The 25,511-nt window shown below is 76.8% G+C and carries 19 protein-coding genes and 1 tRNA gene; 14 read left to right on the forward strand and 6 right to left on the reverse strand.

From position 1 onward, the window contains the following. The first annotated feature begins 64 nt into the window (after positions 1–64). On the forward strand, positions 65–667 hold the full coding sequence (locus tag ACRYMN_RS00390) for a chorismate--pyruvate lyase family protein (RefSeq protein ID WP_432490854.1): 603 nt from the start codon (positions 65–67) through the stop codon (positions 665–667). 77 nt (positions 668–744) lie between these two features. Further along, positions 745–1,620 carry an aldo/keto reductase gene (locus ACRYMN_RS00395; RefSeq protein ID WP_432490855.1) on the forward strand — a complete coding sequence of 292 codons (876 nt, stop codon included), beginning with the start codon at positions 745–747 and terminating at the stop codon, positions 1,618–1,620. A gap of 25 nt (positions 1,621–1,645) precedes the next feature. Here ACRYMN_RS00395 and ACRYMN_RS00400 read toward each other — a convergent pair. Further along, a tRNA-Arg gene (locus tag ACRYMN_RS00400) sits at positions 1,646–1,717 on the reverse strand. Positions 1,718–1,830: 113 nt separating this feature from the next. Between ACRYMN_RS00400 and argS the strand changes: the two genes are divergently transcribed. The 5 genes from argS to thrB all read left to right on the forward strand — a co-directional run bounded on the left by argS (position 1,831) and on the right by thrB (position 10,599). Beyond that, positions 1,831–3,495, forward strand: a complete 1,665-nt coding sequence (argS, locus tag ACRYMN_RS00405) for an arginine--tRNA ligase (RefSeq protein WP_432490856.1) — start codon at positions 1,831–1,833, stop codon at positions 3,493–3,495. Then, complete coding sequence (gene lysA / locus ACRYMN_RS00410) at positions 3,495–4,928, forward strand: diaminopimelate decarboxylase (RefSeq protein WP_432490857.1); 1,434 nt, start codon at positions 3,495–3,497, stop codon at positions 4,926–4,928. The genes argS and lysA overlap by 1 nt, the downstream gene beginning before the upstream one ends. A gap of 103 nt (positions 4,929–5,031) precedes the next feature. Beyond that, positions 5,032–6,351, forward strand: coding sequence for a homoserine dehydrogenase (locus ACRYMN_RS00415; protein ID WP_432490858.1), 1,320 nt, complete (start codon positions 5,032–5,034; stop codon positions 6,349–6,351). After that, positions 6,351–7,445, forward strand: coding sequence for a threonine synthase (gene thrC / locus ACRYMN_RS00420; RefSeq protein WP_432490859.1), 1,095 nt, complete (start codon positions 6,351–6,353; stop codon positions 7,443–7,445). The genes ACRYMN_RS00415 and thrC overlap by 1 nt, the downstream gene beginning before the upstream one ends. Positions 7,446–7,458: 13 nt before the next feature. After that, on the forward strand, positions 7,459–10,599 hold the full coding sequence (thrB, locus tag ACRYMN_RS00425) for a homoserine kinase (protein ID WP_432490860.1): 3,141 nt from the start codon (positions 7,459–7,461) through the stop codon (positions 10,597–10,599). Between the two features lie 228 nt (positions 10,600–10,827). Here thrB and ACRYMN_RS00430 read toward each other — a convergent pair whose 3' ends face one another. Both ACRYMN_RS00430 and ACRYMN_RS00435 read right to left on the reverse strand, forming a co-directional pair. Next, entirely contained in the window at positions 10,828–13,023 is a 2,196-nt protein-coding gene (locus ACRYMN_RS00430; protein WP_432490861.1) for an MMPL family transporter, read from the reverse strand. A gap of 21 nt (positions 13,024–13,044) precedes the next feature. Then, the gene (locus tag ACRYMN_RS00435; RefSeq protein WP_432490862.1) at positions 13,045–13,635 is read right to left on the reverse strand and encodes a TetR/AcrR family transcriptional regulator; all 591 of its coding nucleotides are present in this window, start codon (positions 13,633–13,635) and stop codon (positions 13,045–13,047) included. 145 nt (positions 13,636–13,780) lie between these two features. Between ACRYMN_RS00435 and pcrA the strand changes: the two genes are divergently transcribed. From pcrA to ACRYMN_RS00450, 3 genes are all read left to right on the forward strand, one after another. Continuing rightward, the gene (gene pcrA / locus ACRYMN_RS00440) at positions 13,781–16,147 is read left to right on the forward strand and encodes a DNA helicase PcrA (RefSeq protein WP_432490863.1); all 2,367 of its coding nucleotides are present in this window, start codon (positions 13,781–13,783) and stop codon (positions 16,145–16,147) included. Positions 16,148–16,271: 124 nt separating this feature from the next. Beyond that, a complete protein-coding gene (locus ACRYMN_RS00445; protein WP_432490864.1) occupies positions 16,272–16,547 on the forward strand; it encodes a hypothetical protein in 276 nt (91 codons plus the stop codon). Positions 16,548–16,757: 210 nt separating this feature from the next. Then, complete coding sequence (locus ACRYMN_RS00450; RefSeq protein WP_432490865.1) at positions 16,758–18,998, forward strand: diguanylate cyclase; 2,241 nt, start codon at positions 16,758–16,760, stop codon at positions 18,996–18,998. Between the two features lie 66 nt (positions 18,999–19,064). Here the strand turns inward: ACRYMN_RS00450 and ACRYMN_RS00455 are convergent, their stop codons facing one another. Continuing rightward, positions 19,065–19,988 carry a class I mannose-6-phosphate isomerase gene (locus ACRYMN_RS00455; RefSeq protein ID WP_432490866.1) on the reverse strand — a complete coding sequence of 308 codons (924 nt, stop codon included), beginning with the start codon at positions 19,986–19,988 and terminating at the stop codon, positions 19,065–19,067. A 166-nt stretch (positions 19,989–20,154) separates the two neighbouring features. Here ACRYMN_RS00455 and ACRYMN_RS00460 point away from each other — a divergent pair, with 166 nt between their 5' ends. Then, entirely contained in the window at positions 20,155–21,582 is a 1,428-nt protein-coding gene (locus ACRYMN_RS00460; protein ID WP_432490867.1) for an OFA family MFS transporter, read from the forward strand. After that, positions 21,579–21,764 (forward strand): MFS transporter small subunit, encoded by a 186-nt coding sequence (locus ACRYMN_RS00465; protein ID WP_432490868.1) that lies wholly within the window; start codon positions 21,579–21,581, stop codon positions 21,762–21,764. The genes ACRYMN_RS00460 and ACRYMN_RS00465 overlap by 4 nt, the downstream gene beginning before the upstream one ends. Before the next feature lie 89 nt (positions 21,765–21,853). On the opposite strand, the gene ACRYMN_RS00470 is transcribed toward ACRYMN_RS00465, so the two are convergent. Then, positions 21,854–22,474, reverse strand: a complete 621-nt coding sequence (locus ACRYMN_RS00470; protein WP_432490869.1) for an L-threonylcarbamoyladenylate synthase — start codon at positions 22,472–22,474, stop codon at positions 21,854–21,856. Between the two features lie 26 nt (positions 22,475–22,500). Beyond that, positions 22,501–23,193, reverse strand: coding sequence for a GNAT family N-acetyltransferase (locus tag ACRYMN_RS00475; protein WP_432490870.1), 693 nt, complete (start codon positions 23,191–23,193; stop codon positions 22,501–22,503). A 194-nt stretch (positions 23,194–23,387) separates the two neighbouring features. Between ACRYMN_RS00475 and sucC the strand changes: the two genes are divergently transcribed. Both sucC and sucD read left to right on the forward strand, forming a co-directional pair. After that, a complete protein-coding gene (gene sucC / locus ACRYMN_RS00480; protein ID WP_432490871.1) occupies positions 23,388–24,563 on the forward strand; it encodes an ADP-forming succinate--CoA ligase subunit beta in 1,176 nt (391 codons plus the stop codon). Positions 24,564–24,566: 3 nt separating this feature from the next. After that, positions 24,567–25,472: a succinate--CoA ligase subunit alpha gene (gene sucD, locus ACRYMN_RS00485; protein WP_432490872.1), complete on the forward strand. Its 906-nt coding sequence runs from the start codon at positions 24,567–24,569 to the stop codon at positions 25,470–25,472. Positions 25,473–25,511 lie beyond the last annotated feature (39 nt).

Raw genomic sequence — 25,511 nt, forward strand, 5'->3', positions numbered from 1 at the left:
GCCCAGACTGGACCGCGACGCCCCCGCCGCCACCCGCGGCGGACCGCGGAGAGGACGGCCCCGGATGGATCACGCCCCGCAGGACCTCGTGGACGCCCGGGACCTCGAGCAGCAGCGCCCCGGCGCGCCGGACGACCCCCTCGCCCCGCTCACCCCGGTCGGCCGCATGGTGATGACCACGGACGGCACCGTCACGGCGATCCTGGCCCACGCCGTGGGCGAGCGCATCGTGCTGGGGCGCACCGCGCAGCGCTGGCACGCCGTCCCGGCGGCCGAGGCCGCGCACCTGCGGCTGCCGCCGGGAGCCGCGGTGGAGCTGCGCACCGTCCACCTCGTCGGCGAGCGCACCGGCACCCGCTACGTGCGCGCCGAGACGCTGGTCTCCACCGACGCCCTGCCGCCCGGCTTCCGCGAGGACCTCGCCCGCGGCGAGGAGACGATCGGGCGCCTGCTGCGCGCGCACCGCCTGGAGACCTACCGCGAGGTCGTCGACACCCGCGTCAGCGCCGCCGACGGCACGTGCCGGCGCACCTACACCGTCACCGCCGGCGGGCTGCCCGTGCTGCTGATCACGGAGCACTTCGAGTCGACGTGCGGCTTCCTGGCCGCCGCGGTGCCGGCCCAGGCGCGGCGCGAGCCCGCCCAGCCGCTCACCGGCCCCCGCTGAGGACCCGCCCCGGCGCGCGCCCGCCCCGGCGGCCCGCTCGCCGGGCGGGGCGCGCCGGCGCGGGGCAGCATGGCCGCGTGCCGATCGCCGCAGCAGGGTCCCTCGTCGTCGCCGACCGCCGCGTGCCGCGGCTGGGCTACGGCACCATGCGCCTGACCGGGCCGCGCATCTTCGGGCCGCCCGCCGACCCCGAGGAGGCCAAGCGGGTGCTGCGCCGGGCCGTCGAGCTGGGCGTGCGGGTCATCGACACCGCCTGGTACTACGGCCCCGACGTGGCCGACGAGCTGCTCGCCGAGGCGCTGCACCCCTACCCCGAGGACCTGGTGGTGATCACCAAGCTCGGCGGCGCGCGCGGGCCGGACGCCTCCTGGGTGCCGGCCCTGCGCCCGGAGGAGCTGCGCGCCGGCGCCGAGCGCGACCTGCGCCTGCTGCGCCTGGACACCGTGCCCGTGGCGCACCTGCGCTGGCTGGAGGGCTCCGGGGTGGGCTTCACCGAGGCGCTGGACGCGCTGCTGGAGCTGGTGCGCGACGGCCTGGTGCAGCGCGTGGGCCTGTCCAACGTCGACGCCGCCCAGCTCGACGCGGCGCTGGAGCGCACCCCCGTGGCCAGCGTGTCCAACGCCTACAGCGTGCTGGACCGCACCCACGAGGACCTGCTGGCCCGCTGCGAGCGCGAGGGGATCCCGTTCCTGCCCTTCTTCCCGCTGGGCGCCTCGCCGGTGCGCAGCGGCAGCGGCGTGGACGCCGACGAGCGCGTCAGCGAGCTCGCCGCGCGCGCGGGCGTCAGCCGCACGCAGCTCGCGCTGGCGTGGCTGCTGCACCGCTCGCCGGTCCTGCTGCCCATCCCCGGCACGAGCAGCGTGGCGCACCTGGAGGAGAACCTCGCCGCCGCCGACGTCGAGCTGGACGCGGGCGTGCTGGCGGAGCTGGACGCGCTGACCCCGCCGGGCTGAGCGGCGGGGGCGCTGGAGGGGGAGGTGCCCCCGGCAGGACTCGAACCTGCGCACACGGCTCCGGAGGCCGATGCTCTATCCGCTGAGCTACGGGGGCTCAAGCAGGAACACCGTACCAGCGTCCCCGGCCCCTCCCGACCGCGTCCCCGCCCCCGCGGCGGCCGCCCGCGCAGGCGGGGCGGGTGGTGCGCGCCGGTAGGATCGACCCCCGTGACCCCCGCCGAGCTCTCCACCGCCCTGCGGGACGCTCTGACCTCGGCCGTGCAGGCCGGTGAGCTGTCCCTCGACCCCGCCGACGTGCCGGCCGAGGTCCGCGTGGAGCGCCCCAAGAACCGCGACCACGGCGACTGGGCGACCAGCGTCGCCCTGCAGCTGGCCAAGAGGGCCGCCCGCCCGCCGCGGGAGGTGGCCACGGTGCTGCAGCAGCGCCTGCTGGCCGTGCCCGGGGTGCGGGCCGTGGACATCGCCGGTCCCGGGTTCCTCAACGTCACCCTCGACGCCGCCGCCGCCGGTGAGCTGGCGCGCGCGGTCGTGGAGGCCGGCGCCGCGTACGGCACCGCGGCCGAGCCCACCGGCGAGAAGGTCAACCTGGAGTTCGTCTCCGCCAACCCCACCGGCCCCATCCACCTGGGCGGCACCCGCTGGGCCGCCGTGGGCGACTCCCTGGCGCGCATCCTCACCGCCGCGGGCGCCGAGGTGACGCGCGAGTACTACTTCAACGACCACGGCGCGCAGATCGACCGCTTCGCCCGCTCGCTGCTGGCCGCCGCGCACGGCGAGCCGACCCCCGAGGACGGCTACGGCGGCGCGTACATCGGCGACATCGCGCAGCAGGTCCTGGCCCGGGTGCCCGGCCTGCTCGAGCTGCCGCGCGAGGAGCAGCAGGAGGCGTTCCGCCGCGAGGGCGTCGAGCTGATGTTCACGGAGATCAGGAAGAGCCTGGCGGACTTCGGCGTCGAGTTCGACGTCTACTTCCACGAGGACTCCCTGCACACCTCCGGCGCGGTCGAGCGGGCCGTGGCGCGCCTGCGCGAGCTGGGGCGCGTCTACGAGGCCGACGGCGCGACGTGGCTGCGCACCAGCGACTTCGGCGACGACAAGGACCGCGTCGTCGTCAAGTCCGACGGGCAGCCGGCGTACATCTCCGGCGACCTGGCGTACTACCTCGACAAGCGCGAGCGCGGCTTCGAGCGCTGCGTGCTCATGCTCGGCGCGGACCACCACGGCTACGTCGGCCGGATGATGGCGATGTGCGCGGCGTTCGGGGACACCCCGGGCGTGAACCTGGAGATCCTCATCGGGCAGCTGGTCAGGCTGCTCAGGAACGGCGTGCCGGTGCGCATGAGCAAGCGCGCGGGCACCGTGGTGACGCTGGAGGACCTCGTCGAGCAGGTCGGCGTCGACGCCGCCCGGTACTCGCTGGTGCGCTCCTCGGTGGACACCTCCATCGACATCGACCTGGACCTGCTCCTCAAGCGCAGCAACGACAACCCCGTCTACTACGTGCAGTACGCGCACGCGCGCACCGCGAACGTCGCGGTCAACGCCGCCGCCGCCGGGGTGCGCCGCGAGGACGCCTTCGACCCCGTGCTGCTGACCGACGAGACGGAGTCGCTGCTGCTGGCGGCGCTGGCGGAGTTCCCCTCCGTCGTCGCTCGCGCCGGCGAGCTGCGCGAGCCGCACCGCGTGGCGCGCTACCTCGAGGAGCTGGCGGGCCGGTTCCACAAGTTCTACGACGCCTGCCGGGTCACCCCGCGCGCCGGCGAGGAGGTCACCGACGTGCACCGCACCCGCCTGTGGGTCAACGACGCCACCCGGCAGGTGCTGGCCAACGGCCTGGCGCTGCTGGGCGTCTCCGCCCCGGAGCGCATGTAGTGGCGCGCACCCACGAGGCCGGGCAGCTGCACGCCCCGGGTTCCTCGTCCATCGCGATCGTGCCCGGCTGGCTCAACGCCCCCGCCGACGTCAACGAGCTGCTGCCGCAGCTCTGGGCGCGCACCGTCGAGCGCGGGGCCGACGGCGCGCTGCGCGTGGGCGGCGTCAGCGTCGCCGACCTCGCCGCCGAGCACGGGACCCCGCTGTTCGTCCTCGACGAGGTCGACTTCCGCGCGCGCGCCACCGCGTTCCGCGACGCCTTCGCCGACGCGTTCGCCGAGCTGTGCGGGGGCGCCGACGTCTACTACGCGGCGAAGTCCTTCATCGCCACCGGCGTGGCCCGCTGGCTGGCCGAGGACGGCCTCGGGCTGGACGCCGCCTCCGCGGGCGAGCTGGAGCTGGGCCTGCGCGGCGGGGTGCCGGGCGCGCGGATCGTGGTGCACGGCAACAACAAGTCGCGCGGGGAGATCGAGAAGGCGCTGCGCGCGGGCGTGGGGCGCGTGGTCGTCGACAACCTGCAGGAGATCGACACCGTCGCCGACGTGGCGCGCTCCCTGGGCGTCGTGGCGCCGGTGATGCTGCGCGTGACCGTCGGCGTGGAGGCGCACACGCACTCCTACATCGCCACCGCCCACGAGGACCAGAAGTTCGGCCTGTCGCTGGCCGGGGGCGCCGCCGAGGCCGCCGTCGTGCGCGTGCTGGCGCGCCCGGAGCTGCGCCTGACGGGGCTGCACAGCCACATCGGCTCGCAGATCTTCGACATGGGCGGTTTCGAGGTCTCCGCCCGGCGCCTGCTGGGCCTGCAGCGCACCGTCGAGCGCGAGCACGGCGCGACGCTGCCCGAGATGGACCTCGGCGGCGGCTTCGGCGTGGCCTACACCTCCGAGCACGACCCGCTGCCGCCGCAGGAGATCGCCGGGCGCCTGGCCGAGATCGTCGCGCGCGAGTGCCTGGCGCAGGGCATCGCGGTGCCGCGCATCTCCGTCGAGCCGGGCCGGGCGATCGCCGCGCCGAGCACCTTCACCCTCTACGAGGTCGGCACCACCAAGGACGTCCAGCTCGACGCGGGCGTGCGCCGGCGCTACGTCTCCGTCGACGGCGGCATGAGCGACAACGTCCGCACCGCCCTGTACGACGCGGACTACTCCGCCACGCTCGCCTCGCGCGCCTCCACGGCCCCCGGCGTGCTCTCGCGCGTGGTGGGCAAGCACTGCGAGAGCGGCGACGTCGTCGTCAAGGACGAGTTCCTGCCGGCCGACGCCGGCGCGGGCGACCTGCTGGCCGTGCCCGGCACGGGCGCCTACTGCCGCAGCATGGCCAGCAACTACAACCAGCTGCCGCGCCCGGCCGTGGTCTCCGTGCGCGAGGGCGCCTCCACGGTGCTCGTGCGGCGCGAGACGCCCGAGGACCTGCTGGCGCTCGACGCGGGCTGAGGGCGGGTGGCGCACGCGCGCGCGGGCAGGTGAGAGGGTGTCGGGGGCCCCGCCGGGGCGAGCAGGGGAGCGGGTTCGTGGAGGGACGGTCGCGGTGGAGCCGGTGAAGGTCGCGTTGCTGGGGTGCGGGGTGGTCGGCACCGAGGTGGCGCGGCTGCTGACGACGCAGGCCGACGAGCTGGCCGCGCGGGTGGGCGCCCCGCTGGAGCTGACCGGCATCGCCGTGCGGCGCGCCGGGCGCGAGCGCGGCCTGCCGGTGGACCCGTCCCTGTTCACCACCGACGCCGCCGGGCTGGTCGCGCGCGCCGACGTCGTCGTGGAGGTCATCGGCGGCCTGGAGCCGGCGCGCACCCTGATGCTGCGCGCCCTGGAGCACGGCGCCTCCGTCGTCACGGCCAACAAGGCGCTGCTGGCCGCCGACGGCCCGGCCCTGTACGAGGCGGCCGCCAAGCACGGCGTGGACCTCTACTACGAGGCCTCCGTGGCCGGGGCGATCCCGCTGCTGCGCCCGCTGCGCGAGTCGCTGGCCGGCGACCGCGTCACCCGCGTGCTCGGCATCGTCAACGGCACCACCAACTACGTCCTGGACCAGATGGACAGCGCGGGCGTGGGCTTCGCCGAGGCCGTCGAGCAGGCCCAGGCGCTCGGCTACGCCGAGGCCGACCCCACCGCCGACGTCGAGGGCTTCGACGCCGCGGCCAAGGCCGCCATCCTCGCCTCGCTGGCCTTCCACACCCGCGTCGGCCTGGACGAGGTGCACCGCGAGGGCATCACCGAGGTCACCGCCGCCGACGTGCGCGCCGCGCAGGCGCAGGGCTGCGTCGTGAAGCTGCTGGCCATCGCCGAGCGCGGCACCGGCCCCGGCGGCGAGGAGGCCGTCTCGGTGCGGGTGCACCCGGCGATGCTGCCGCGCGAGCACCCGCTGGCGGGCGTGCGCGGCGCCTTCAACGCCGTCTTCGTCGAGGCCGAGGCCGCCGGGCAGCTGATGTTCTACGGCCCCGGCGCCGGCGGGCAGCCCACCGCGAGCGCGGTGCTCGGCGACGTCGTGGCCGTGGCCCGGCACCGGGTGGCCGGCGGGCGCGGGCCGGGGGAGTCCGCCTACGCGGACCTGCCCGTGCTGCCCATGGACGAGACCGTCACGCGCTACCACGTGCGGCTGGACGTGGCCGACCGCCCCGGCGTGCTGGCGCAGGTGGCGGGGGTCTTCGCCGCCCACGGCGTCTCGATCGAGGCCGTGCAGCAGCGGCAGGAGCCGGCCGGTGCCGGTGGGCGGGGGCGCGCGGTGCTCGTCGTGGTGACGCACAGCGCGCCCGACGCGGCGCTGGCCGCGACGGTGGACGAGCTGGAGGGCCTGGAGATCGTGGACTCGGTGGCGGGCGTGCTGCGCGTGGAGGGCGTCGAGGCGAAGGGGGGCGTCGCCTGATGGCGCACGTGTGGCGTGGCCTGATCGAGGAGTACCGCGACCGGCTGCCGGTCACCGAGGACACCCCGGTGGTGACGCTGGGCGAGGGCGGCACGCCGCTGGTGCCCGCGCGGCACCTGTCCGAGCTCCTCCGCGGGCGCGTCTACCTCAAGGTCGAGGGCTGCAACCCCACCGCGTCCTTCAAGGACCGCGGCATGACGATGGCCATGAGCAAGGCCAAGGAGGCCGGCGCGGAGGTCGTGATCTGCGCCTCCACCGGCAACACCTCCGCCTCGGCGGCCGCCTACGCCACCGCCGCGGGCATCCGCTGCGCCGTGCTCGTGCCGGACGGCAAGATCGCCCTGGGCAAGCTGTCGCAGGCCGTGGCCCACGGCGCCACGCTGCTGCAGGTCGACGGCAACTTCGACGACTGCCTCACCCAGGCGCGCAAGCTCGCCGAGGCGTACCCCGTCGAGCTGGTCAACTCCGTGAACCCGTACCGCATCGAGGGCCAGAAGACCGGCGCCTTCGAGGTCGTCGACGTCCTGGGCGACGCCCCGGACATCCACGCCCTGCCCGTCGGCAACGCCGGCAACATCACCGCGTACTGGAAGGGCTACTGCGAGTACGCGGCCGACGGCGTGGCCGCCAAGCGCCCGCGCATGTGGGGCTTCCAGGCCGCCGGCGCGGCGCCGCTGGTGCTCGGGCACCCGGTCGACGACCCCGAGACCGTCGCCACCGCCATCCGCATCGGCCACCCCGCGTCCTGGACCGGGGCGACCACCGCGCGCGACGACTCCGGCGGGCGCATCGACGCCGTCACCGACGAGCAGATCCTCGCCGCCCACCGCTGGCTCTCGGCGAAGGAGGGCGTCTTCGTCGAGCCCGCCTCCGCCGCCGGCGTGGCCGGCCTGCTCGCCGCCCGCGAGGCCGGTGAGGTCGAGGAGGGGCAGACCATCGTCGTCACGGTGACCGGCCACGGCCTGAAGGACCCGCAGTGGGCGCTGGAGCTGGCCGGCGGCACCGCCGCCGACGGCGGCCGCCGGGCCGTGGAGCCCGTGCGGGTGCAGCCGGACGCGGTGACCATCGCGCGCGCCCTCGACCTCGAGGCCTGAGGGCCCGCCCGACGTGAGCGCCGCCCCCGGCACCCCCGCCACCACCCGCCCCGGCACCGCCACCGCCCCGACCGCCCTGCCCGCGGGCGCGTCGGCGACCGTGCGCGTGCCCGCCACCAGCGCCAACCTCGGCCCCGGCTTCGACGCCTTCGGCCTGGCCCTGGACCTGCACGACGAGGTGCGCGCGCGCGTGGTGGCCGCCGGGGTGCGCGTGCACGTCGAGGGCGAGGGCGCCGGGCGCCTGCCCACCGACGCGCGCCACCTCGTCGTGCGCGTCCTGCAGGAGGCGCTGGCCGCCGCCGGGCGCACCGCCCCGGGGCTGGAGGTGTTCTGCCGCAACGAGATCCCGCAGGGGCGGGGCCTGGGCTCGTCGGCCTCGGCCATCGTGGCGGGGCTGGCCGCGGCGCAGGGGCTGCTCGAGGCCGCCGGCGGCGCGCCGGAGCCGGAGCCCGCGGTGCGCGAGCGGCTGCTGCTGGGCGCCTGCCGGCGCGAGGGCCACCCGGACAACGCCGCGCCCGCCGTCTTCGGCGGCTTCACCATCGCCTGGACCCGCGGCGACGACCCCACCCACCCCGAGGCGGTGCGCTCGGTGCGCCTGCCGGTGCACCCGGACGTGCGGGCGGTGGTGTGCGTGCCGGACGAGGAGCTGGCCACCTCCCGCGCGCGGGCCCTGCTGCCGGCCGCGGTGCCGCACGCGGACGCGGCCCTGACCGCCGGGCGCGCCGGGCTGCTCGTGCACGCGGTGACCAGCGCACCGGACCTGCTGCTCGACGCCACCGTCGAGCGCCTGCACCAGGACCAGCGCGGCCCGGCCATGCCGCGCACCGCGGCCCTGCTGCACCTGCTGCGCGAGCGGGGGCTGGCGGCCGTCGTCTCCGGCGCCGGCCCCAGCGTCCTGGTCCTGGCGCCGTCCGCGCGCGCGGGCGAGGTGGGGGGGGGGGGGGGGGGGGGGCCCGCCCGCGGCGCGGGGCCCCCCCCCACCGCGCCCCACCCCCCCGACCCGACCGACCCCACCCCCCCCCCCCCCCCCCCCCCCCCCCCCCCCCCCCCCCCCCCCCCCCCCCCCCCCCCCCCCCCCCCCCCCCCCCCCCCCCCCCCCCCCCCCCCCCCCCCCCGTCCGGGCGCCGTCCGGGCGCCGGACCCGTTCCCGCGCGCACCGTCCCGCCGCGCCCCGGAACCGGAGCGCGGGCACCGGCGCCCCGCTAGGGTGGGTGCCCCGGGTCATGGAGCGGCCCGGCCCGCCCGGCGAGCGGAGCCTGCCGTGGAGAACCCGACGCTGCGTGCCCGGCCCCGCGTGCGGGCCGCCCCCGCGAGCGGCGGCGCAGCCGCGCGCGACCGCAGCCTGGTGCAGGCCGTGGCGGAGCTGGCGGCCGCGGCCACCGAGCAGTTCAGCGCCGACGACCTGCTGCGGCGCCTGGCCGGTGTCGCCGCGCAGCACCTCGCGGTCGACGGCACCGGCGTGATGATCGTCGAGGACGGCTCGGTGCGCTTCGTGCACGCCGACCGGGAGGCGGTCGACGCCGTCGAGCGCGTGCAGCAGCTCGTGCAGGAGGGGCCCTGCCGCGACGCGGTGCTCAGCTGCGCCGACGTCGTGGTCGACGACCTCGCCGACCCGCAGCGGACGGCGTGGCCGGAGTTCACGGTCACAGCCCGCCAGGTCGGGCTCGGGGCGGTGCTGGCGGTGCCGCTGACCGCCCGCGGGCGCACCTGGGGCGTGCTGGACCTGTACCGGCTGCGGCCGGGGCCGTGGTCGGCGCACGACCTGGAGACCGCCCACCTGCTGGCGCACGTGGCGGTCTCCTACCTCGTCATGGCCGACGACCGCGACCGGGCCCGCCGCGCCCAGCTGGAGCTGGCCCACCGCAGCACCCACGACGCCCTGACCGGGCTGCCCAACCGGGCGCTGCTCTTCGACCGCCTCGAGCACGCCCTGTCCGCGGCCCGCCGCCACCGGCGCGTCGTGGCGGTCCTCTTCATCGACCTGGACGGCTTCAAGGCCGTCAACGACATCCACGGCCACGCCGCCGGCGACACCGTGCTGGCCACCGTGGCCGCCCGGATGAGCGGCGCGCTGCGCCGGCGAGACACCCTGGCGCGCCTGGCCGGCGACGAGTTCGTCGTGGTGTGCGAGGACCTGCCGCGGGCCGGGCCGTTCGAGCTGGACGAGCACGTCCGCGCCCTGACCGACCGCCTGCGCCGCGAGCTGGCGCGGCCGGTGCCGGTGGGCGGCACCGACCTGGTGGTGCGCGCCAGCATCGGCGTCGCGCTCAGCGGCGCGCACCGCGACGCCGACGAGCTGCTGGCCGACGCCGACGCGGCGATGTACCGGGTCAAGCACGCCGGGCGGGGCGGGCCCGCCGGCCCGGACCCGGCGCCCCGCGCGGTGGGCCGGCTGCAGCGCGAGCTGGCCGGCGCCCTGGACCGCGGGGAGCTGCGGGTGCACTACCAGCCGGTCCTGGAACCGTCGGGGGCCGTGCACGCGGTCGAGGCGCTGCTGCGCTGGCAGCACCCGCGGCACGGGCTGCTGCCCGCCGCGCGCTTCGTCGGCCTCGCCGCCGCCGGCGGCTCGATCGTCGGCACGGGCCGGTGGGTGCTCGAGCAGGCGAGCGCCCAGCTGGGGCGCTGGCAGCGCGAGCTGGGCGCGGGCGCCCCGGGCAGCGCCCACGTCAACCTCAGCACCGCCGAGCTGGCCGACCCGGGCCTGGCGGCGGCGCTGGCGAGCGCGCTGCGCAGGAACCGCCTGCACGCGGAGCAGCTCGGCCTGGAGCTGCGCGAGGAGTGCCTGGGCGACCCGCGCGTCCCGCCCGCCCTGCACGAGCTGCAGCGGCGCGGGCACCCGCTGTCCGTGGACGGCTTCGGCGCCGGCCGCTCCTCCCTGGCGGGCCTGGTCGAGCTGCCGCTGGGCACGGCCAAGATCGACGCCGGCCTCACCGCGGGCCTGACCGCCGGGCCCGGCCCGCACGCGCGCCGCCGGGCCCTGGTGGACGCCGTGGTCGCCGTCGCCGCGAGCCTGGGCCTGCGCGTGACCGCGGTGGGCGTCGAGACGCCCGAGCAGGCGGCCGCGGCGCTCGCGGCCGGCTGCCACCACCTGCAGGGCTTCCACTGCGGCGCGCCGGGACCGCCCGACCTGCTCAGCGCGCTCTGGTCCTCCTGAGGACGCGCTCGCGCGCCGCCCGCCGGCGCGGGGGGCCCGGGGACGACGCAGGGCCACCCGGGGACCCGGGTGGCCCTGCGTCGAGGAGGTGGTCGCCCCGACGGTCGCCTCGCGGCGAAGGGCCGCTCGCAGCGGCTGGTGGTGAGGCCCGGGGACACGTACCGGGGCGACCTCCCGTTCCAAGCGCGCGGGGCGCCCGGCGATTCCGGGCGCCCCGCGTGAGCCGCCTCACACCCGGGCGTCCTCCGCGCGCTCGACGCGGCGCTCCAGGGCGGTGCCCTCCACGTCCAGGGAGGGCAGCCAGCGCAGCCAGCGCGGCAGCCACCACGCCGAGCGGCCCAGCAGGGCCAGCGCGGCGGGCACGAGCACCATGCGCACCACCACCGCGTCGGCGAGGATGCCGATCGCCAGCGCGAACGCGATGGGCTTGATGGTCGCGTCGCCCTCGGGCACGAAGCCGGCGAAGACCGCGAACATGATCGCCGCGGCCGCCACCACCACCGGCGCCGCCTGCCGGAAACCGGTGCGCACCGCCGCCACCGGGTCGGCCCCGTGCGCGTGCGCCTCGTGCATGCGCGAGACGAGGAAGACCTGGTAGTCCATCGCCAGGCCGAACAGGATGCCCACGACGATGATCGGCGCCAGGCTCAGCAGCGGCCCGGTGGCCTCGGAGTTGACCAGGTCCGCCAGCCACCCCCACTGGAAGACCGCGACCGTCGCGCCGAGCGCGGAGCCGATGGTCAGCAGGAAGCCCAGCACGCCGACCAGCGGCACCAGCAGCGAGCGGAAGACCAGCACGAGCAGCACCAGGGCCAGGCCGACCACGAGCACCAGGTACACCGGCAGCGCCTCGTCGAGGGTCTGCGAGACGTCCACGCTCACCGCGGTGCTCCCCGTGACGTAGGCGCGGGTGCCGTCGTCGGGGTCGGCGGCCAGGCGGGAGCGGATGTCGGCGACGAGCTCGCGGGTGGCCTCGTCGTCCGGGCCGGTGGTGGGGATCGCGGTGACCAGCGCGGCGGTGCCCTCGGCGTTGGGCTGCGCGGGCGTGGCCAGCGCCACGCCGGGCAGCTCGGCGACCTCCGCCTGCACCTCCTGGGCGCGCTCGTAGGCGCCGGTGCCGTCGACGAGGACGAGCAGCGGGCCGGTCACGCCCGCGCCGAAGCGCTCGGAGAGCAGCTCGGCGGCGCGCGCCTGGGTGCTGTCCTCGGCGGGCAGCTGGTTCAGCGTGGTGCGCAGGGAGAACACCGGCAGGGCGACGACGGTCAGCGCGACGGCGGCGGCCAGCAGGCTGGGCCAGCGGTGCCGGGTGACGGTGCGGGCCCAGCCGCCGAAGAAGCCGCGACCGCCGCCGTCGGGGCCGGTCACCGCCACGTGCTGCCCGCCGCGCTGCGCCGGCGCCCGGCGCGCCCGCCGCGGCAGCGCGCGGGTGCCGATCAGGCCGAGCGCGGCCGGCACCAGGGTCAGGGCCACGAGCACGGCCACGACGACGGTGCCGGCGGCGGCCAGGCCCATCTCGGTGAGGAAGGGGATGCCCGCCACCGACAGGCCCGCCAGGGCGATGACGACCGTCAGGCCGGCGGTGAGCACCGCCGAGCCGGCCGTGCCGACCGCGACCGCGACCGCCGCGGGCACGTCGCGCCCGTCGAGCAGCTCGTGCCGGAAGCGGGTGACGATGAACAGCGCGTAGTCGATGCCGACGGCCAGGCCGAGCATCACCGCCAGGATCGGGGTGGTGGACTGCAGGTCCACGAAGCCGGTGAGCACGGTGATGCCGAGCACGCCGGTGGCCACCCCGACCAGCGCGGTGAGCAGGTTCATCCCGGCGGCCACGAGCGAGCCGTAGGTGACGGCGAGCACCACCAGGGCGGCCACCACGCCGATCGCCTCGGCGGCGCCGCCGACCTCCGAGACGGCCTGGGACGCCTCGCCGGTGACCTCCGCCTCCAGCCCGGCGGCGCGCGCGTCGTCCAGGACGGCCAGCAGCTCCTCGCGCTGGGCGTCGGTGATCTCCGGGGCGCGCTCGGCGTAGGTGACGGTGCTGTAGGCGGCGCGCTGGTCGGGGGAGACGGTGGGCGCCTGCGGGTCCAGCGGGTCGGTGGCGGCGGCGACCCCGTCGAGCTGCTGCAGCTCGGCGACCACCTGCGCCAGGGCCACGGCGTTGTCCGGGGAGGTGATCTGCTCGCCGTCCGGGGCCTGCAGGACGACCTGCGCGCTGGAGCCGGTGGCGCCCCCGCCGAAGCGCTCGTCGATCAGGCGCAGCGCCGTGGTGGACTCCTGCCCGGGGATCTCGAACGTGTTGACGGTGGAGCCGGACAGCGTCGCGGCGCCGACGCCGGCGCCGAGCAGGACGAGCACCCAGACGCCCAGGACGGCGAGGCGGTGGCGCACCGCCCCCAGTCCCAGGCGGTGCAGGAAGGTGGCCACGGGGTTCCTCTCCTCGGTTCTTCAGGCGCCGGGACCGGCGCCGGTGGGGGGCGGGGCGTCGGCGCGGTGGCCGAGGGCGTCGACGGCGGTGGCGACGAGCAGGGGGTGCACGACCTCGGCGGGCAGCTCCCCGCGGCAGGCGAGCGCGGCGGTGGCCAGACCCCCGAGGGCCGCGGTCAGCCGCACGGTGCGCTCGGCGCCGGCGCCGGGACCGGCGGCGAAGGCCTCGAAGAGGACGCCGGCGAGCTCCTGCAGCTGGGCGGTGTGCGCGTGCGCGCCGCCGCTGACGCTCGAGAGGGCCAGCGAGGTGAAGCCCGGCCGGGCCAGGGCGAGGTCGGCCAGCGAGGCCACCAGGGCCCGGTCGCGCGCCGGTCCCGGTGCGGTGGCGGTGGCCTCGCCGGCCAGGCGGCGCACGTGCGCCAGGGTGCGCGCCAGTGCCGCCTCGGCCAGCGCCTCCTTGGTGGGGAAGCGGTGCAGCAGGCCGGTCTTGGAGTAGCCGGTGGCGTCGGCGACGCGCTGCACGGAGGTGTGCTCGACGCCGTGGCGGGCGAAGAGGGCCGCGGCGGTGTCGAGGATCTCCTCGTCGATCTGCTCGCGCGTCGGGCGGTGCACCGGACCAGCGTAGACCACTGCGGACCAGGACGGTCGGTCCTGGACCGCCGTGGTCCGGCCCCGTGCGCCGTCGGGTCCAGTGCACCGCGCCGCGGCGCACCGCGCGAGCCGGGGACGTCGGTGCGCGGGCCTACCCTGGGGCGCGATGAGCACGCTGTTCGACGACCTGCCCCTCGGCGGCCCGGGCGAGCCCGCCCCGCGCCCCGGCGCGCCCGCCGCGGCCGGCGCCGGCTCGCCCGCCGGCCGCGGCGCCGAGCTGCTGGCCGGGCTGAACCCGCAGCAGCGCGAGGCCGTCGTGCACGCCGGCTCGCCGCTGCTCATCGTGGCCGGCGCCGGCTCGGGCAAGACCCGCGTGCTCGCCCACCGCATCGCCTACCTGCTGGCCGAGCGCGGCGCCACCCCCGGGCAGGTGCTGGCCATCACCTTCACCAACAAGGCCGCCGCCGAGATGCGCGAGCGCGTCGCCTCCCTGGCCGGGGACGTGGTGGGCGTGGGCGCGCGCAGCATGTGGGTGTCCACCTTCCACTCCGCGTGCGTGCGCATCCTGCGCCGCGAGGCGGCCACGCTGGGGATGCGCTCGTCGTTCTCCATCTACGACTCCGCCGACTCCCTGCGCCTGATGACGATGGTGGCGCGCGAGCTGGAGCTGGACCCCAAGAAGCACGCGCCCCGCGCGCTCGCCTCGATGGTCTCCACCCTGAAGAACGAGCTGGTGGACGAGGAGGCGTACTGGGAGCGGGCCCACTCCGAGGACGGCAACGCCACCGAGCGCGTCGTGGCGCAGGTGTACCGCTCCTACCAGCAGCGGCTGCGCCAGGCGCACGCCGTGGACTTCGACGACCTCATCATGTCCACCGTCCACCTGCTGCAGGCGTTCCCCGCCGTCGCCGAGCACTACCGCCGCCGCTTCCGGCACGTCCTCGTCGACGAGTACCAGGACACCAACCACGCGCAGTACGTGCTGGTGCGCGAGCTGGTGGGCGGCTCCGTCAGCGAGGCCGCCGCCCGCGGCGAGCACGGCCTGGCGGTGCCGCCGGCCGAGCTGACCGTCGTCGGCGACGCCGACCAGTCGATCTACGCCTTCCGCGGCGCCACGATCCGCAACATCACCGAGTTCGAGCAGGACTACCCGGACGCGCGCACGGTGCTGCTGGAGCAGAACTACCGCTCCACCCAGACCATCCTGTCCGCGGCCAACCAGGTCATCGCGGTCAACACCGACCGCCGCGCCAAGAACCTGTGGACCTCCTCGGGGCAGGGCGAGAAGATCGTCGGCTACGTCGCCGACGACGAGCACGGCGAGGCGCAGTTCGTCGCCGACGAGGTCGACCGCCTGCACGACGAGGCCGGCGTGCGCTACGGCGACGTCGCGGTCTTCTACCGCACCAACGCGCAGTCCCGCGCGCTGGAGGAGGTCTTCATCCGCACCGGCCTGCCGTACAAGGTGGTCGGCGGCACCCGCTTCTACGAGCGCCGCGAGGTCAAGGACGCCATCGCCTACCTGCGCGTGCTGGACAACCCCGACGACACCGTGAACCTGCGCCGCGTTCTCAACGTGCCCAAGCGCGGCATCGGCGAGCGCGCCGAGGCCGCGCTGGCCGTGTTCGCCGAGCGCGAGCGCATCCCCTTCGGGCAGGCGCTGGAGCGCGCGGGAGAGGCCGTCGGGCTGGTGGCGCGCTCCCTGAACGCCGTGCGCGGCTTCGCCCAGCTCGTCGCCGACCTGCGCACCCTGGCCGAGTCCGGCGCCTCCCCGGCGGTGGTGCTCGAGGCGGTCCTGGAGCAGACCGGCTACCTCGCCGAGCTGCGCGCCAGCGGCGACCCGCAGGACGAGTCGCGCGTGGAGAACCTCGCCGAGCTCGTCGCGGTGGCCGAGGAGTTCTCCGACGCCGACCCCGACGGCACCCTGTCGGACTTCCTCGAGCGCGTCTCCCTCGTCGCCGACGCCGACCAGATCCCCGAGGAGGAGGACGGCAGCGGCGTGGTCACCCTGATGACGCTGCACACCGCCAAGGGCCTGGAGTTCCCCGTCGTCTTCCTCACCGGCATGGAGGACGGCACGTTCCCGCACCAGCGCTCCCTGGGCGACCCCGACCAGCTCGCCGAGGAGCGCCGCCTGGCGTACGTGGGCCTGACCCGCGCGCGCGAGCGGCTGTACCTGTCGCGCTCGGCGGTGCGCAGCGCCTGGGGCGCCCCGCAGCAGTACCCGGCCAGCCGCTTCCTCGACGACGTGCCCGCCGACCTGCTCCACTGGCGGCGCGGGGAGGCCGCGTTCGCGACGGCCACCTCCTCGTCCTCGCCGCTGCGCGCTCCGTCGCGGCCGGTGGCCCGCTCCGCCGGCAGCCGCCCGGTGGTCAGCCTGGCCCCCGGCGACCGCGTCACCCACGACTCCTTCGGCCTGGGCACCGTGGTGCGCCTGGAGGGCGAGGGCGACCGCACCGTCGCGCACGTGGACTTCCGCGGCGAGGGCACCAAGCGCCTGCTGCTGCGCTACGCGCCGGTGGAGAAGCTCTAGCCGCTCGGCAGGGGACCGCCAGCCGCGCCCCTGGCCCACCGGCGGTGCCGTCGCGCAGACTCGGCGGCGTCAGCGCACCGCGCCGCGCACCGGCGCGGGGTCCCCGGCCCGGGCAGGAGCAGGCATGAGCGAGTCGAGCGCGGGGACCGTCGTCTCCGGGCGCAGGTACGCCGTCGAGCGGGTCGGCGGGCGCGCCCCGAGCGCGCTGGAGGACTTCGCCGGGGAGACCTCCCTGCGCCTGACCCACGGCGCGGAGGTCCACGAGGTCGCCGGCGTGGGGCGCGTCGTGGACGGCGCGGTGCGCTTCCACGAGAAGCGCGGCGACCCGGGCGGCAAGGACGTGCGGGTCTGGCGCATCAGCGCCGGCGCGGACGGCTTCGAGGCGGAGCACACCCCCTGAGCGCACCCCCCGAGCGCGCCGCGGTGCTCCCGCGCCGTTGTCGGTGGCCCGTGGCAGGCTCCTGAGCCGGGCCGCCGGGCCGGTCGCCGCGCGGCGGCCGGGTGAGCGCGCCCGAACCTGTTCAGGTGCGCGCACCGGCGTGCCGATGCAGGGGGTCGACGCCGCGACGCAGGGCCGCGGCCGCCGGGGGTCGTGGAGGGGGTGGGCGGGGTGACGGGCGTGCGCGGTGCGCGGGTGGGCCTGGTGGTCAACCGGGTCGAGGACTTCGCGCTGCCCGTCGTGCGCGGCCTGGAGTCCGTCCTCGCCCCCGCCGGCGCCTCCCTGCTGCTGCTGGTGCACCCGGCGCCCTCCGACCACCCGCGCCCCTGGCTGGAGCGCCTCGTGCGCGCCGGGTCCGTCGACGCCCTCGTCGTCACCGCCGTCGTGGACCGCACCACCGGCTCGGCGGATGTGCGCCACCTGGTGCGCCAGGCCGGCGGCCTGCCGGTGGTCACCCTCGGCAGCCGCGTGCCCGGTGTGCCCGACGTCAGCTGCGACAACGCCGACGGCGCCTCCGCCGCGGCCGCGCACCTGCTCGCCGGCGGCCGCCGCCGCCCGCTGGTGCTGGCCGGCCCGCTCGACAGCGTCGACTCCGCCGAGCGCGAGGAGGCCTTCGCCGGGGTGGTGGCCGCCGCCGGTCTGCCCCCGTCGCCGCTCGTGCGGGCCGACTACCACCGCGACACCGCCTACCGGCGCGCCCTGGACGCCCTGCGCGCCGCCCCCGACGCCGACGCCGTCTTCGCCGCCAACGACGAGATGGCCCTGGGCGCCCTGGACGCGCTGGCCACGCTGGGGCGGCGTGTGCCGCAGGACGTGGCCGTCGTCGGCTTCGACGACACCCCCGCCGCGGCCACCGCCGAGGTGCCGCTGACCACCGTGGACCCCCAGCTGCAGCGCCAGGGCGAGCAGGCCGGCCGGCTGGTGCTGGCCCTGCTGGCGGGCGAGGAGGTCCCCGACCGGGTGCGCACCTCGTGCGAGCTCGTCGTGCGCGGCTCCACCGACCGCGCGCCCGGCGCCCTGCCCGTCCCCGCCAGCACCGCGCTGCCCGACGGCGACCTGGCCCGCCGCGCCCGCGCCGCCGTGCTGGCCCGCCTGCAGCGCGCCGTGCCCGCCCCGGCCGTCCGGGCGGTGCCCGCCGCGCGCACGGCCCCCGGGGCGGCCGCGACGGCCGGCGCGAGCGCGCTGGAGGAGCTGGTGCGCGAGCGCCCCGAGCAGGCGTGGTGGCGGCGCGTGGTCGCCGCCTCGGTGGCCGGGCTGGGCGTGCCCGCGGACGACCCGGTGGTGGCCGCCGCCGTGCGCGAGGTCGAGCACGAGGTCGAGCGCGGCGTCTCCGCCGCCCTGCTGCGCGGCACCAAGGCCGGCCTGCAGACCACCCACCACCTGCTCGAGCTCAAGCACGGCCTGGCGCAGGTGACCGGCGTGGAGGAGCTGGCCGGCGAGCTGGCCGCCTACCTGCCGCGCGTCGCGGTGCGCCGCGCCCACCTGGCCCTCGTCGAGGACGGCCTGGCCCGGCTCGTCTTCTGCTCCGGCGCGCCGGCGCCGGGACCCGGCGACGAGCCCTACCCCGCGCAGGAGCTGCTGCCGCGCCACCGGCGCGAGGCGCTGGGGCGCGTCACCCTCGTGGTGCGGCTGCTCGTGCTCGACGGGCGCGAGCAGGGGCTGCTCGTGTACGAGCAGGAGCAGCTGGACCGCTACACCGGCCAGGCCCTGCAGCGCGACCTCACCAGCGCCCTGGAGGCGCTGCAGCGCCACCGCGACGCCCGCGCGCGCGCCGCCGAGCTCGAGCGCCTCGTGGCCGAGCGCACCGCCCAGCTGCGCGCGGAGGTGCGCACCCGCCGCCTGGCGCAGGAGGAGCTGACCCGCGCCAACCAGCGGCTGCAGGAGGCGCTGCTCGTCGACGGCCTGACCGGCGTGCGCAACCGGCCCGCCTTCGACGACGCCCTGCGCCGGGCGTGGTGCCGGCACCGGCGCACCGGCGAGCCGCTGAGCGTGCTCGTGTGCGACGTGGACCGCTTCAAGCTCTACAACGACTCCGCCGGGCACCTGGCCGGGGACGCCTGCCTGCGCGCGGTGGCCGCCTGCATCAGCACCGCCGTCAGCCGCGACGACGACGTGGTCGCCCGCTTCGGCGGGGAGGAGTTCGCCGTCGTCCTGCCCGACACCGGCGTGGAGGGCGCCGTGCGCGTGGCCGAGCGCGTCCTGGCGCGGGTGCGCGCCGCGGCGCTGCCCCACCCGGGGTGCGGTGAGGGCGCCACCGTCTCGGTCAGCGTGGGCGTGGCCACCAGCGCCGGCCCGGCGCCGGCGGCCTCGTTCGAGGAGCTGCTGCGCGAGGCCGACGCCGCCCTCTACCGCGCCAAGGGCTCCGGGCGCGACCGGCTGGCCCTGGCGGCCCCGCGGGTCTCGCGGGTCTGAGGCGCGGGCGGCCGCCGCGCCGCCCGCCCCACCCGTCGCCCCGCCCCGTCGCCCCACCCGCTCGCCTCAGCCGGGCAGGTGGCTCCACAGCACGTCCAGGCCGCCCTCGCCGGCCTCCACCTCCACGCCGCCCAGCGCGGCCGGCAGCAGCAGCGAGCTCGCCCGCCCCAGCTCGCCGTCCCACCCGCCGGCGCGCACCCGCACCGGCGCCGGCCCGACGTTGCTGAGCACCTGCGCGGTGGTGAACGCCCGCTCCACCCGCACCGGGTGCCCGCTGCGCCAGCGGTGCAGGACGAAGTAGGGGCCCTCGCAGCACAGCGCCCGGCGCACGCCGTCGTCGTCGGCGGGCACCGTGGAGTCGGTGACGGCCACGCGCGCGTCCAGGTGCGTCTGGCGCAGCAGGGCCTCGACGTTGGCGCGCCGCCGCTCCTCCGGCACCGGCGAGCCGTCGGACATCTCGCGCGCCATCGCGTGCTGGAGCACGTCGGAGGTCTGCTGCACCTCGTAGACCAGGGTGCCCGGGCCGAAGGAGTGGATCGTGCCGGCGGGCACGTAGAGGGTGTCGCCGGCCGCGACGGGCACCCGCTCCAGCACGGCGTCCCACTCCTGCGCCAGCAGCGCCTCGCGCAGCCGCTCCAGGGTGACGCCGGCGCGCACCCCCACCAGCGCGGTGGCACCGTCGTCGGCGTGCACGTGCACCGGCAGGGCGCCGTGCCCGTCGATGAACTTCGTCAGCACCGGGAAGCGCGGGCCGGAGAAGCCCGGGCCCACCAGCTCCTCGGGGTGCTCGCGCACCAGGTCGCGCAGCGGCGTGCCGGCCAGCGGGCCCTCCAGCACGCTGCCCACCCGCCCGTCCACGTCGCTGACCTCCCACGTCTCGGCGACGCGGCCGTCGGGCAGCCCCTCGCGCCCGAGCACCTCGGCGATGGCGCGTCCACCGAACAAGTGCTGCTGGACTGGCGCGCTCAGGCGCAGCGGGTACCACTGCACGGCGGGACCTCCTCGTGTCGTGCGCCCGCGGACCGGGCTCACCGCGCAGGTACCCGCGCGGGCGCGCGGCGAACCGCGACCCCTCACCCGGGTGGGCGCGTCGCGGTGGCCGGGTGCCCCACCCCGCCCTACGGTGGTCGACCCACCGCACGCGAAGGAGCGACCCGTGGTCCCTCTGCTCGACCGGAGGCGCAGCATCGCGCCGCCCGGCTTCAACCGCTGGCTCGTGCCGCCGGCGGCCCTGGCGGTGCACCTGTGCATCGGCCAGGTCTACGCCACCAGCGTCTACAAGAACGCCCTCGTGCAGCACTTCGGCGTCGGCAACACCGAGATCGGCGTGGTGTTCTCCATCGCCATCGTCATGCTCGGGCTGTCGGCCGCCGTGGCGGGCACCTGGGTGGACCGCAACGGCCCGCGCAAGGCGATGGCCACCTCGGCGGTCTTCTGGGTCACCGGGTTCCTCGTCGGCGCCCTGGGCATCGCCACCTCCCAGCTGTGGCTGCTGTACCTGGGCTACGGCGTCATCGGCGGCATCGGCCTGGGCATCGGCTACATCTCGCCGGTCTCCACGCTCATCAAGTGGTTCCCGGACCGCCCGGGCCTGGCCACCGGCATGGCCATCATGGGCTTCGGCGGCGGCGCCCTGGTGGCCAGCCCGCTGTCCAACCGCCTGCTGGGCCTGTACGACGCGGACTACGACTCCGCGGTGGCCGGCAGCGTGCCCAGCGGCTCGGCCGTGGCGCTGCTGTTCCTCACCTTCGCGATCGTCTACGCGCTGTTCATGTCCTTCGGCGCGGCGACCGTGCGGGTGCCCGCGGACGGCTGGCGCCCGGACGGCTTCGACCCGGCCTCGGTGCGCTCGAAGTCGCTGGTGACCACCGCCAGCGTCTCGGCGCGCAACGCGATCCGCACCCCGCAGTTCTGGCTGCTGTGGGTGGTGCTCTTCTGCAACGTCACCGCCGGCATCGGCATCCTGGAGCAGGCCGCGCCGATGATCCAGGACTTCTTCCGCGGCGCCGACGGCACCTCCGCGGTGGCCGTGGCCGCCGCCGGCGGGTTCGTCGGGCTGCTGTCGATGGCGAACATGGCCGGCCGCTTCGTGTGGTCCTCGACCTCCGACGTCATCGGCCGCAAGCCGATCTACGTGCTCTACCTGGGCGTGGGGCTGGTGGCGTACGCGCTGCTGGCGCTGTTCGGGCAGACCAGCACCGCGCTGTTCATCCTGCTGGCCGCGGTCATCCTGTCCTTCTACGGCGGCGGTTTCGCCACCGTCCCGGCGTACCTGCGCGACCTGTTCGGCACCTTCCAGGTCGGCGCGATCCACGGCCGCCTGCTGACCGCGTGGTCCACCGCCGGCGTCGTCGGCCCGCTCATCGTCAACGGGTTCCTGGACTCCCAGGGCGACCCGGGCACCCTGACCGCGGCGGCGTACCGCCCGGCCCTGCTGACGATGGTGGCGCTGCTGGCCGTCGGGTTCGTCGCCAACCTGCTGGTGCGGCCGGTGGCCGACCGCTTCCACGAGCCGGCCGCCGGCGCGCCGGCCGAGCCCACCGCGGAGCCCCGGGCCCCGCGCCAGGAGAGGAGCACCTCGTGAGCACCGCGGCGCAGCACGGCCCGGCGGCGGGCGGCAGCCGAGGCGCGGGCGGCGGCACCGCGGGCGCACCGGCGCGCTCGTCCACCGGGCGCGTGGCGTTCGGCTGGACCCTGGTGGGCGTGCCCCTGGTGTACGGGGTCGTCGAGACGCTCGTGCGCGTCTCGCGCCTGTTCACCGGCTGAACCCACCCCACCGCACCCCACCGGCCCACCGCACGAGCCCACCGCCCCGCCCCGGTCCGCCGGGAGCGGGGCGGCGGCGCGCGGGCCCGTCAGCGGAAGCGGTCCGGGTCCCCGGCGCCCTCGCGCACGACCTCGGGCGCGCCGCCGGTGAGGTCCACGACCGTGGTGGGGGTGGTCCCGACCTCCCCGGCGTCGACGACGGCCTCGACGACGTGGTCCAGCTCCTCCTTGACGCTCCACGCGTCCGTGGGCGGCTCGTCGTGCCCGGGCAGCAGCAGCGTGCTCGACAGCAGCGGCTCGCCCAGCTCGCGCAGCAGCGCCCGCACGAACGGGTGGTCCGGGATGCGCACGCCGACCGTGCGCTTGCGCGGGTGCGCGAACCGCTTGGGCACCTCGCCGGTGGCGGGGAGGATGAACGTGTACGGCGCCGGGGTGGCGGCCTTCACCGCCCGGAACGCCGCGTTGTCCAGGTGCACGAACTGCCCGAGCTGCGCGAAGTCGGCGCACACGAGCGTGAAGTGGTGTCGCTCGTCGAGGCGGCGGATGCGCCGGATGCGCTCGGCGCCGGTGCGGCTGTCCAGCCGGCAGCCCAGCGCGTAGCAGGAGTCGGTGGGGTAGGCGATCAGGGCGTCCTCGCGCAGCAGCGCGACGAGCTGGGCCAGGGCCCGCGGCTGCGGGTCGCGCGGGTGCACCTCGACGAAGCGGGCCACGCCGGGACCGTACGCCCGCGCCGGGGCTAGGGCAGCTCGACCTGCACGAACCCGATGCGGCGGCGCAGCTCGAAGCCCAGCGCCTCGTACAGCCCCACCGCCGGGTTGTCGGCGGCCGCGTGCAGGAACGGGGTCTCCCCGCGGGCGAGGACGCCGGCGGCCACCGCCCGCACCAGCCGGCTGGCCAGGCCCCGCCCGCGCGCGGCCGGGTCGGTGCACACCGCGCTGATCTCGGTGAACCCCGGCGGGTGCAGGCGCTCGCCGGCCATCGCCACCAGCCGCCCGTCGCCGTCGCGCACGCCCAGGTAGGTGCCCAGCAGCCGGGTGCGCCGCTCGAACGGGCCCGGCCGGGTGCGCTCGACCAGCGCCAGCGCCTCGGGCACGTCCGCCTCGCCGAGCACCACCGCCTCCGGGTCCGGTTCCGCGCGCAGCCGCGGCGTGGCCACCAGCTGCACCCCCGCGAGGTCGCGCACCACCCGCGCGCCCGCCGGCGGCGCGAGCGCCAGCCCCGGCACCAGCGCCGTGGCGCCCGCCCCGGCCAGCGCGCGCAGGTCCGCCCAGGCGCGCGGGTCGGCGGCGTCGGCCAGCGCGCAGAACGGCGAGACGTCCACCGGGTAGCGTCGGGCCAGCCCGCCGCCCTCGGCGAGGTGGCGGTGCGCGCCGGTCAGGGAGGTCCACACCGGGGCGTCGAGGGGGTGCCCGTCGATCACGCCGGGCATGCTGCCACCCGCGCCGCGCGCGGCCGCGACCCGCCCGCCGCGACCCGCCCGCCGCGGGCCCACCGGGAAGGGTCGCCGCGGGAGCACTAGGGTGCTGGGAGCCCGGTGCTCGCCGGCGCGGGCGCCCCGCGGGACGGTGCCGGCGGCCCCGGCAGCGGCACGACACCCTCCGACGACGAAGACGAGGAAGACTGGTGGACCTCTTCGAGTACCAGGCGCGCGACCTGTTCGCGGCGCACGGCGTACCCGTCCTGGACGGCAGGGTCGCGACCACCCCCGAGGAGGCCCGGGCCGCCGCCGAGGCGATGGGCGGGGGCACCGTGGTCGTCAAGGCGCAGGTGAAGACCGGCGGGCGCGGCAAGGCCGGGGGCGTGAAGCTCGCGCACTCGCCCGAGGAGGCCGCCGAGCGGGCCCGCGAGATCCTCGGCATGGACATCAAGGGCCACACGGTCCACCAGGTGATGATCGCCCAGGGGGCGCGGATCGCCGAGGAGTTCTACTTCTCCGTGCTGCTGGACCGCTCCAACCGCACCTACCTGGCCATGGCCAGCGTCGAGGGGGGGATGGAGATCGAGCAGCTGGCCGTCGAGCGCCCCGAGGCGCTGGCCCGCGTGCCGGTGGACGCGCTGACCGGCATCGACGCCGCGAAGGCCGCCGAGATCGTCGAGAAGGCCGGTTTCGCGCCCGAGCTGCGCGAGCAGGTCGCCGACGTCGTGCAGAAGCTGTGGGGCGTGTTCACCGCCGAGGACGCCACGCTGGTCGAGGTCAACCCGCTCGTGCGCACCGAGGACGGCGCGGTCGTCGCCCTCGACGGCAAGGTGACGCTCGACGAGAACGCCGACTTCCGCCACCCCGAGCACGCCGCGCTGGTCGACGCCGCCGCGGCCGACCCGCTGGAGGCGAAGGCGAAGGAGCTGAACCTCAACTACGTCAAGCTCGACGGCGAGGTCGGCATCATCGGCAACGGCGCAGGGCTGGTCATGAGCACCCTGGACGTCGTCGCGTACGCCGGCGAGGCGCACGGCGGGGTCAAGCCCGCCAACTTCCTCGACATCGGCGGCGGCGCCTCGGCGCAGGTCATGGCCAACGGCCTCGACGTCATCCTGGGCGACCCGCAGGTGAAGAGCGTGTTCGTCAACGTCTTCGGCGGCATCACCGCCTGCGACGAGGTCGCCAAGGGCATCGTCTCCGCGCTGGGCATCCTCGGCGACGAGGCCACCAAGCCCCTCGTGGTGCGCCTGGACGGCAACAACGTCGAGGAGGGCCGGCGCATCCTCGCCGAGGCGGACCACCCGCTGGTCACCGTCGTCGACACCATGGACGGGGCGGCCGACGAGGCCGCCCGGCTCGCCGCGAGCGGAAAGGCCTGAGCGATGGCGATCTTCCTGACCTCCGACAGCAGGGTCATCGTGCAGGGGATGACCGGTTCCGAGGGCCGCAAGCACACCCAGCGGATGCTCGCCTCCGGCACGAAGGTGGTCGGCGGCGTGAACCCCAGCAAGGCCGGGCAGAGCGTGGACTTCACCGGCGCGGACGGCTCGCCCGTGCAGGTGCCCGTCTTCGGCACCGTCGCCGAGGCCCGCGAGGCCACCGGCGCGGACGTCTCGGTGGTCTTCGTCCCGGCGAAGTTCACCAAGGCGGCGGCGATGGAGGCCATCGACGCCGGCACCCCGCTCGTCGTGGTCATCACCGAGGGCGTGCCGGTGCACGACACCGCCGAGTTCTACGCGCACGCCGCCGCCACGGAGGGCGTGCGCCTCATCGGCCCGAACTGCCCCGGCCTGATCAGCCCCGGCGAGTCCAACGCGGGCATCATCCCCGCCGACATCACCCCGCCCGGGCGCATCGGGCTGGTCTCGAAGTCCGGCACGCTGACGTACCAGATGATGTACGAGCTCGCCGACATCGGGTTCTCCTCCGCCGTGGGCATCGGCGGCGACCCCGTCATCGGCACCACGCACATCGACGCCCTGCAGGCGTTCCAGGACGACCCCGGCACCGACGTCATCGTCATGATCGGCGAGATCGGCGGCGACGCCGAGGAGCGCGCGGCGAAGTTCATCGAGGCCAACGTCACCAAGCCCGTCATCGGCTACGTCGCCGGCTTCACCGCTCCCGAGGGCAAGACGATGGGCCACGCCGGCGCCATCGTCTCCGGCTCCGCCGGCACCGCCCAGGCGAAGAAGGAGGCCCTGGAGGCCGCCGGCGTCAAGGTCGGCAAGACCCCCAGCGAGACCGCGCAGCTGGCGCGGGAGGCCTTCCGATCCCTGGCGGGCTGACCCCCGCCGGGGGCCTCGCCCGGCCCCCGCCCGACCCCC

The sequence above is a fragment of the Kineococcus gypseus genome (assembly GCF_050871305.1).
GTDB lineage: Bacteria > Actinomycetota > Actinomycetes > Actinomycetales > Kineococcaceae > Kineococcus > Kineococcus gypseus.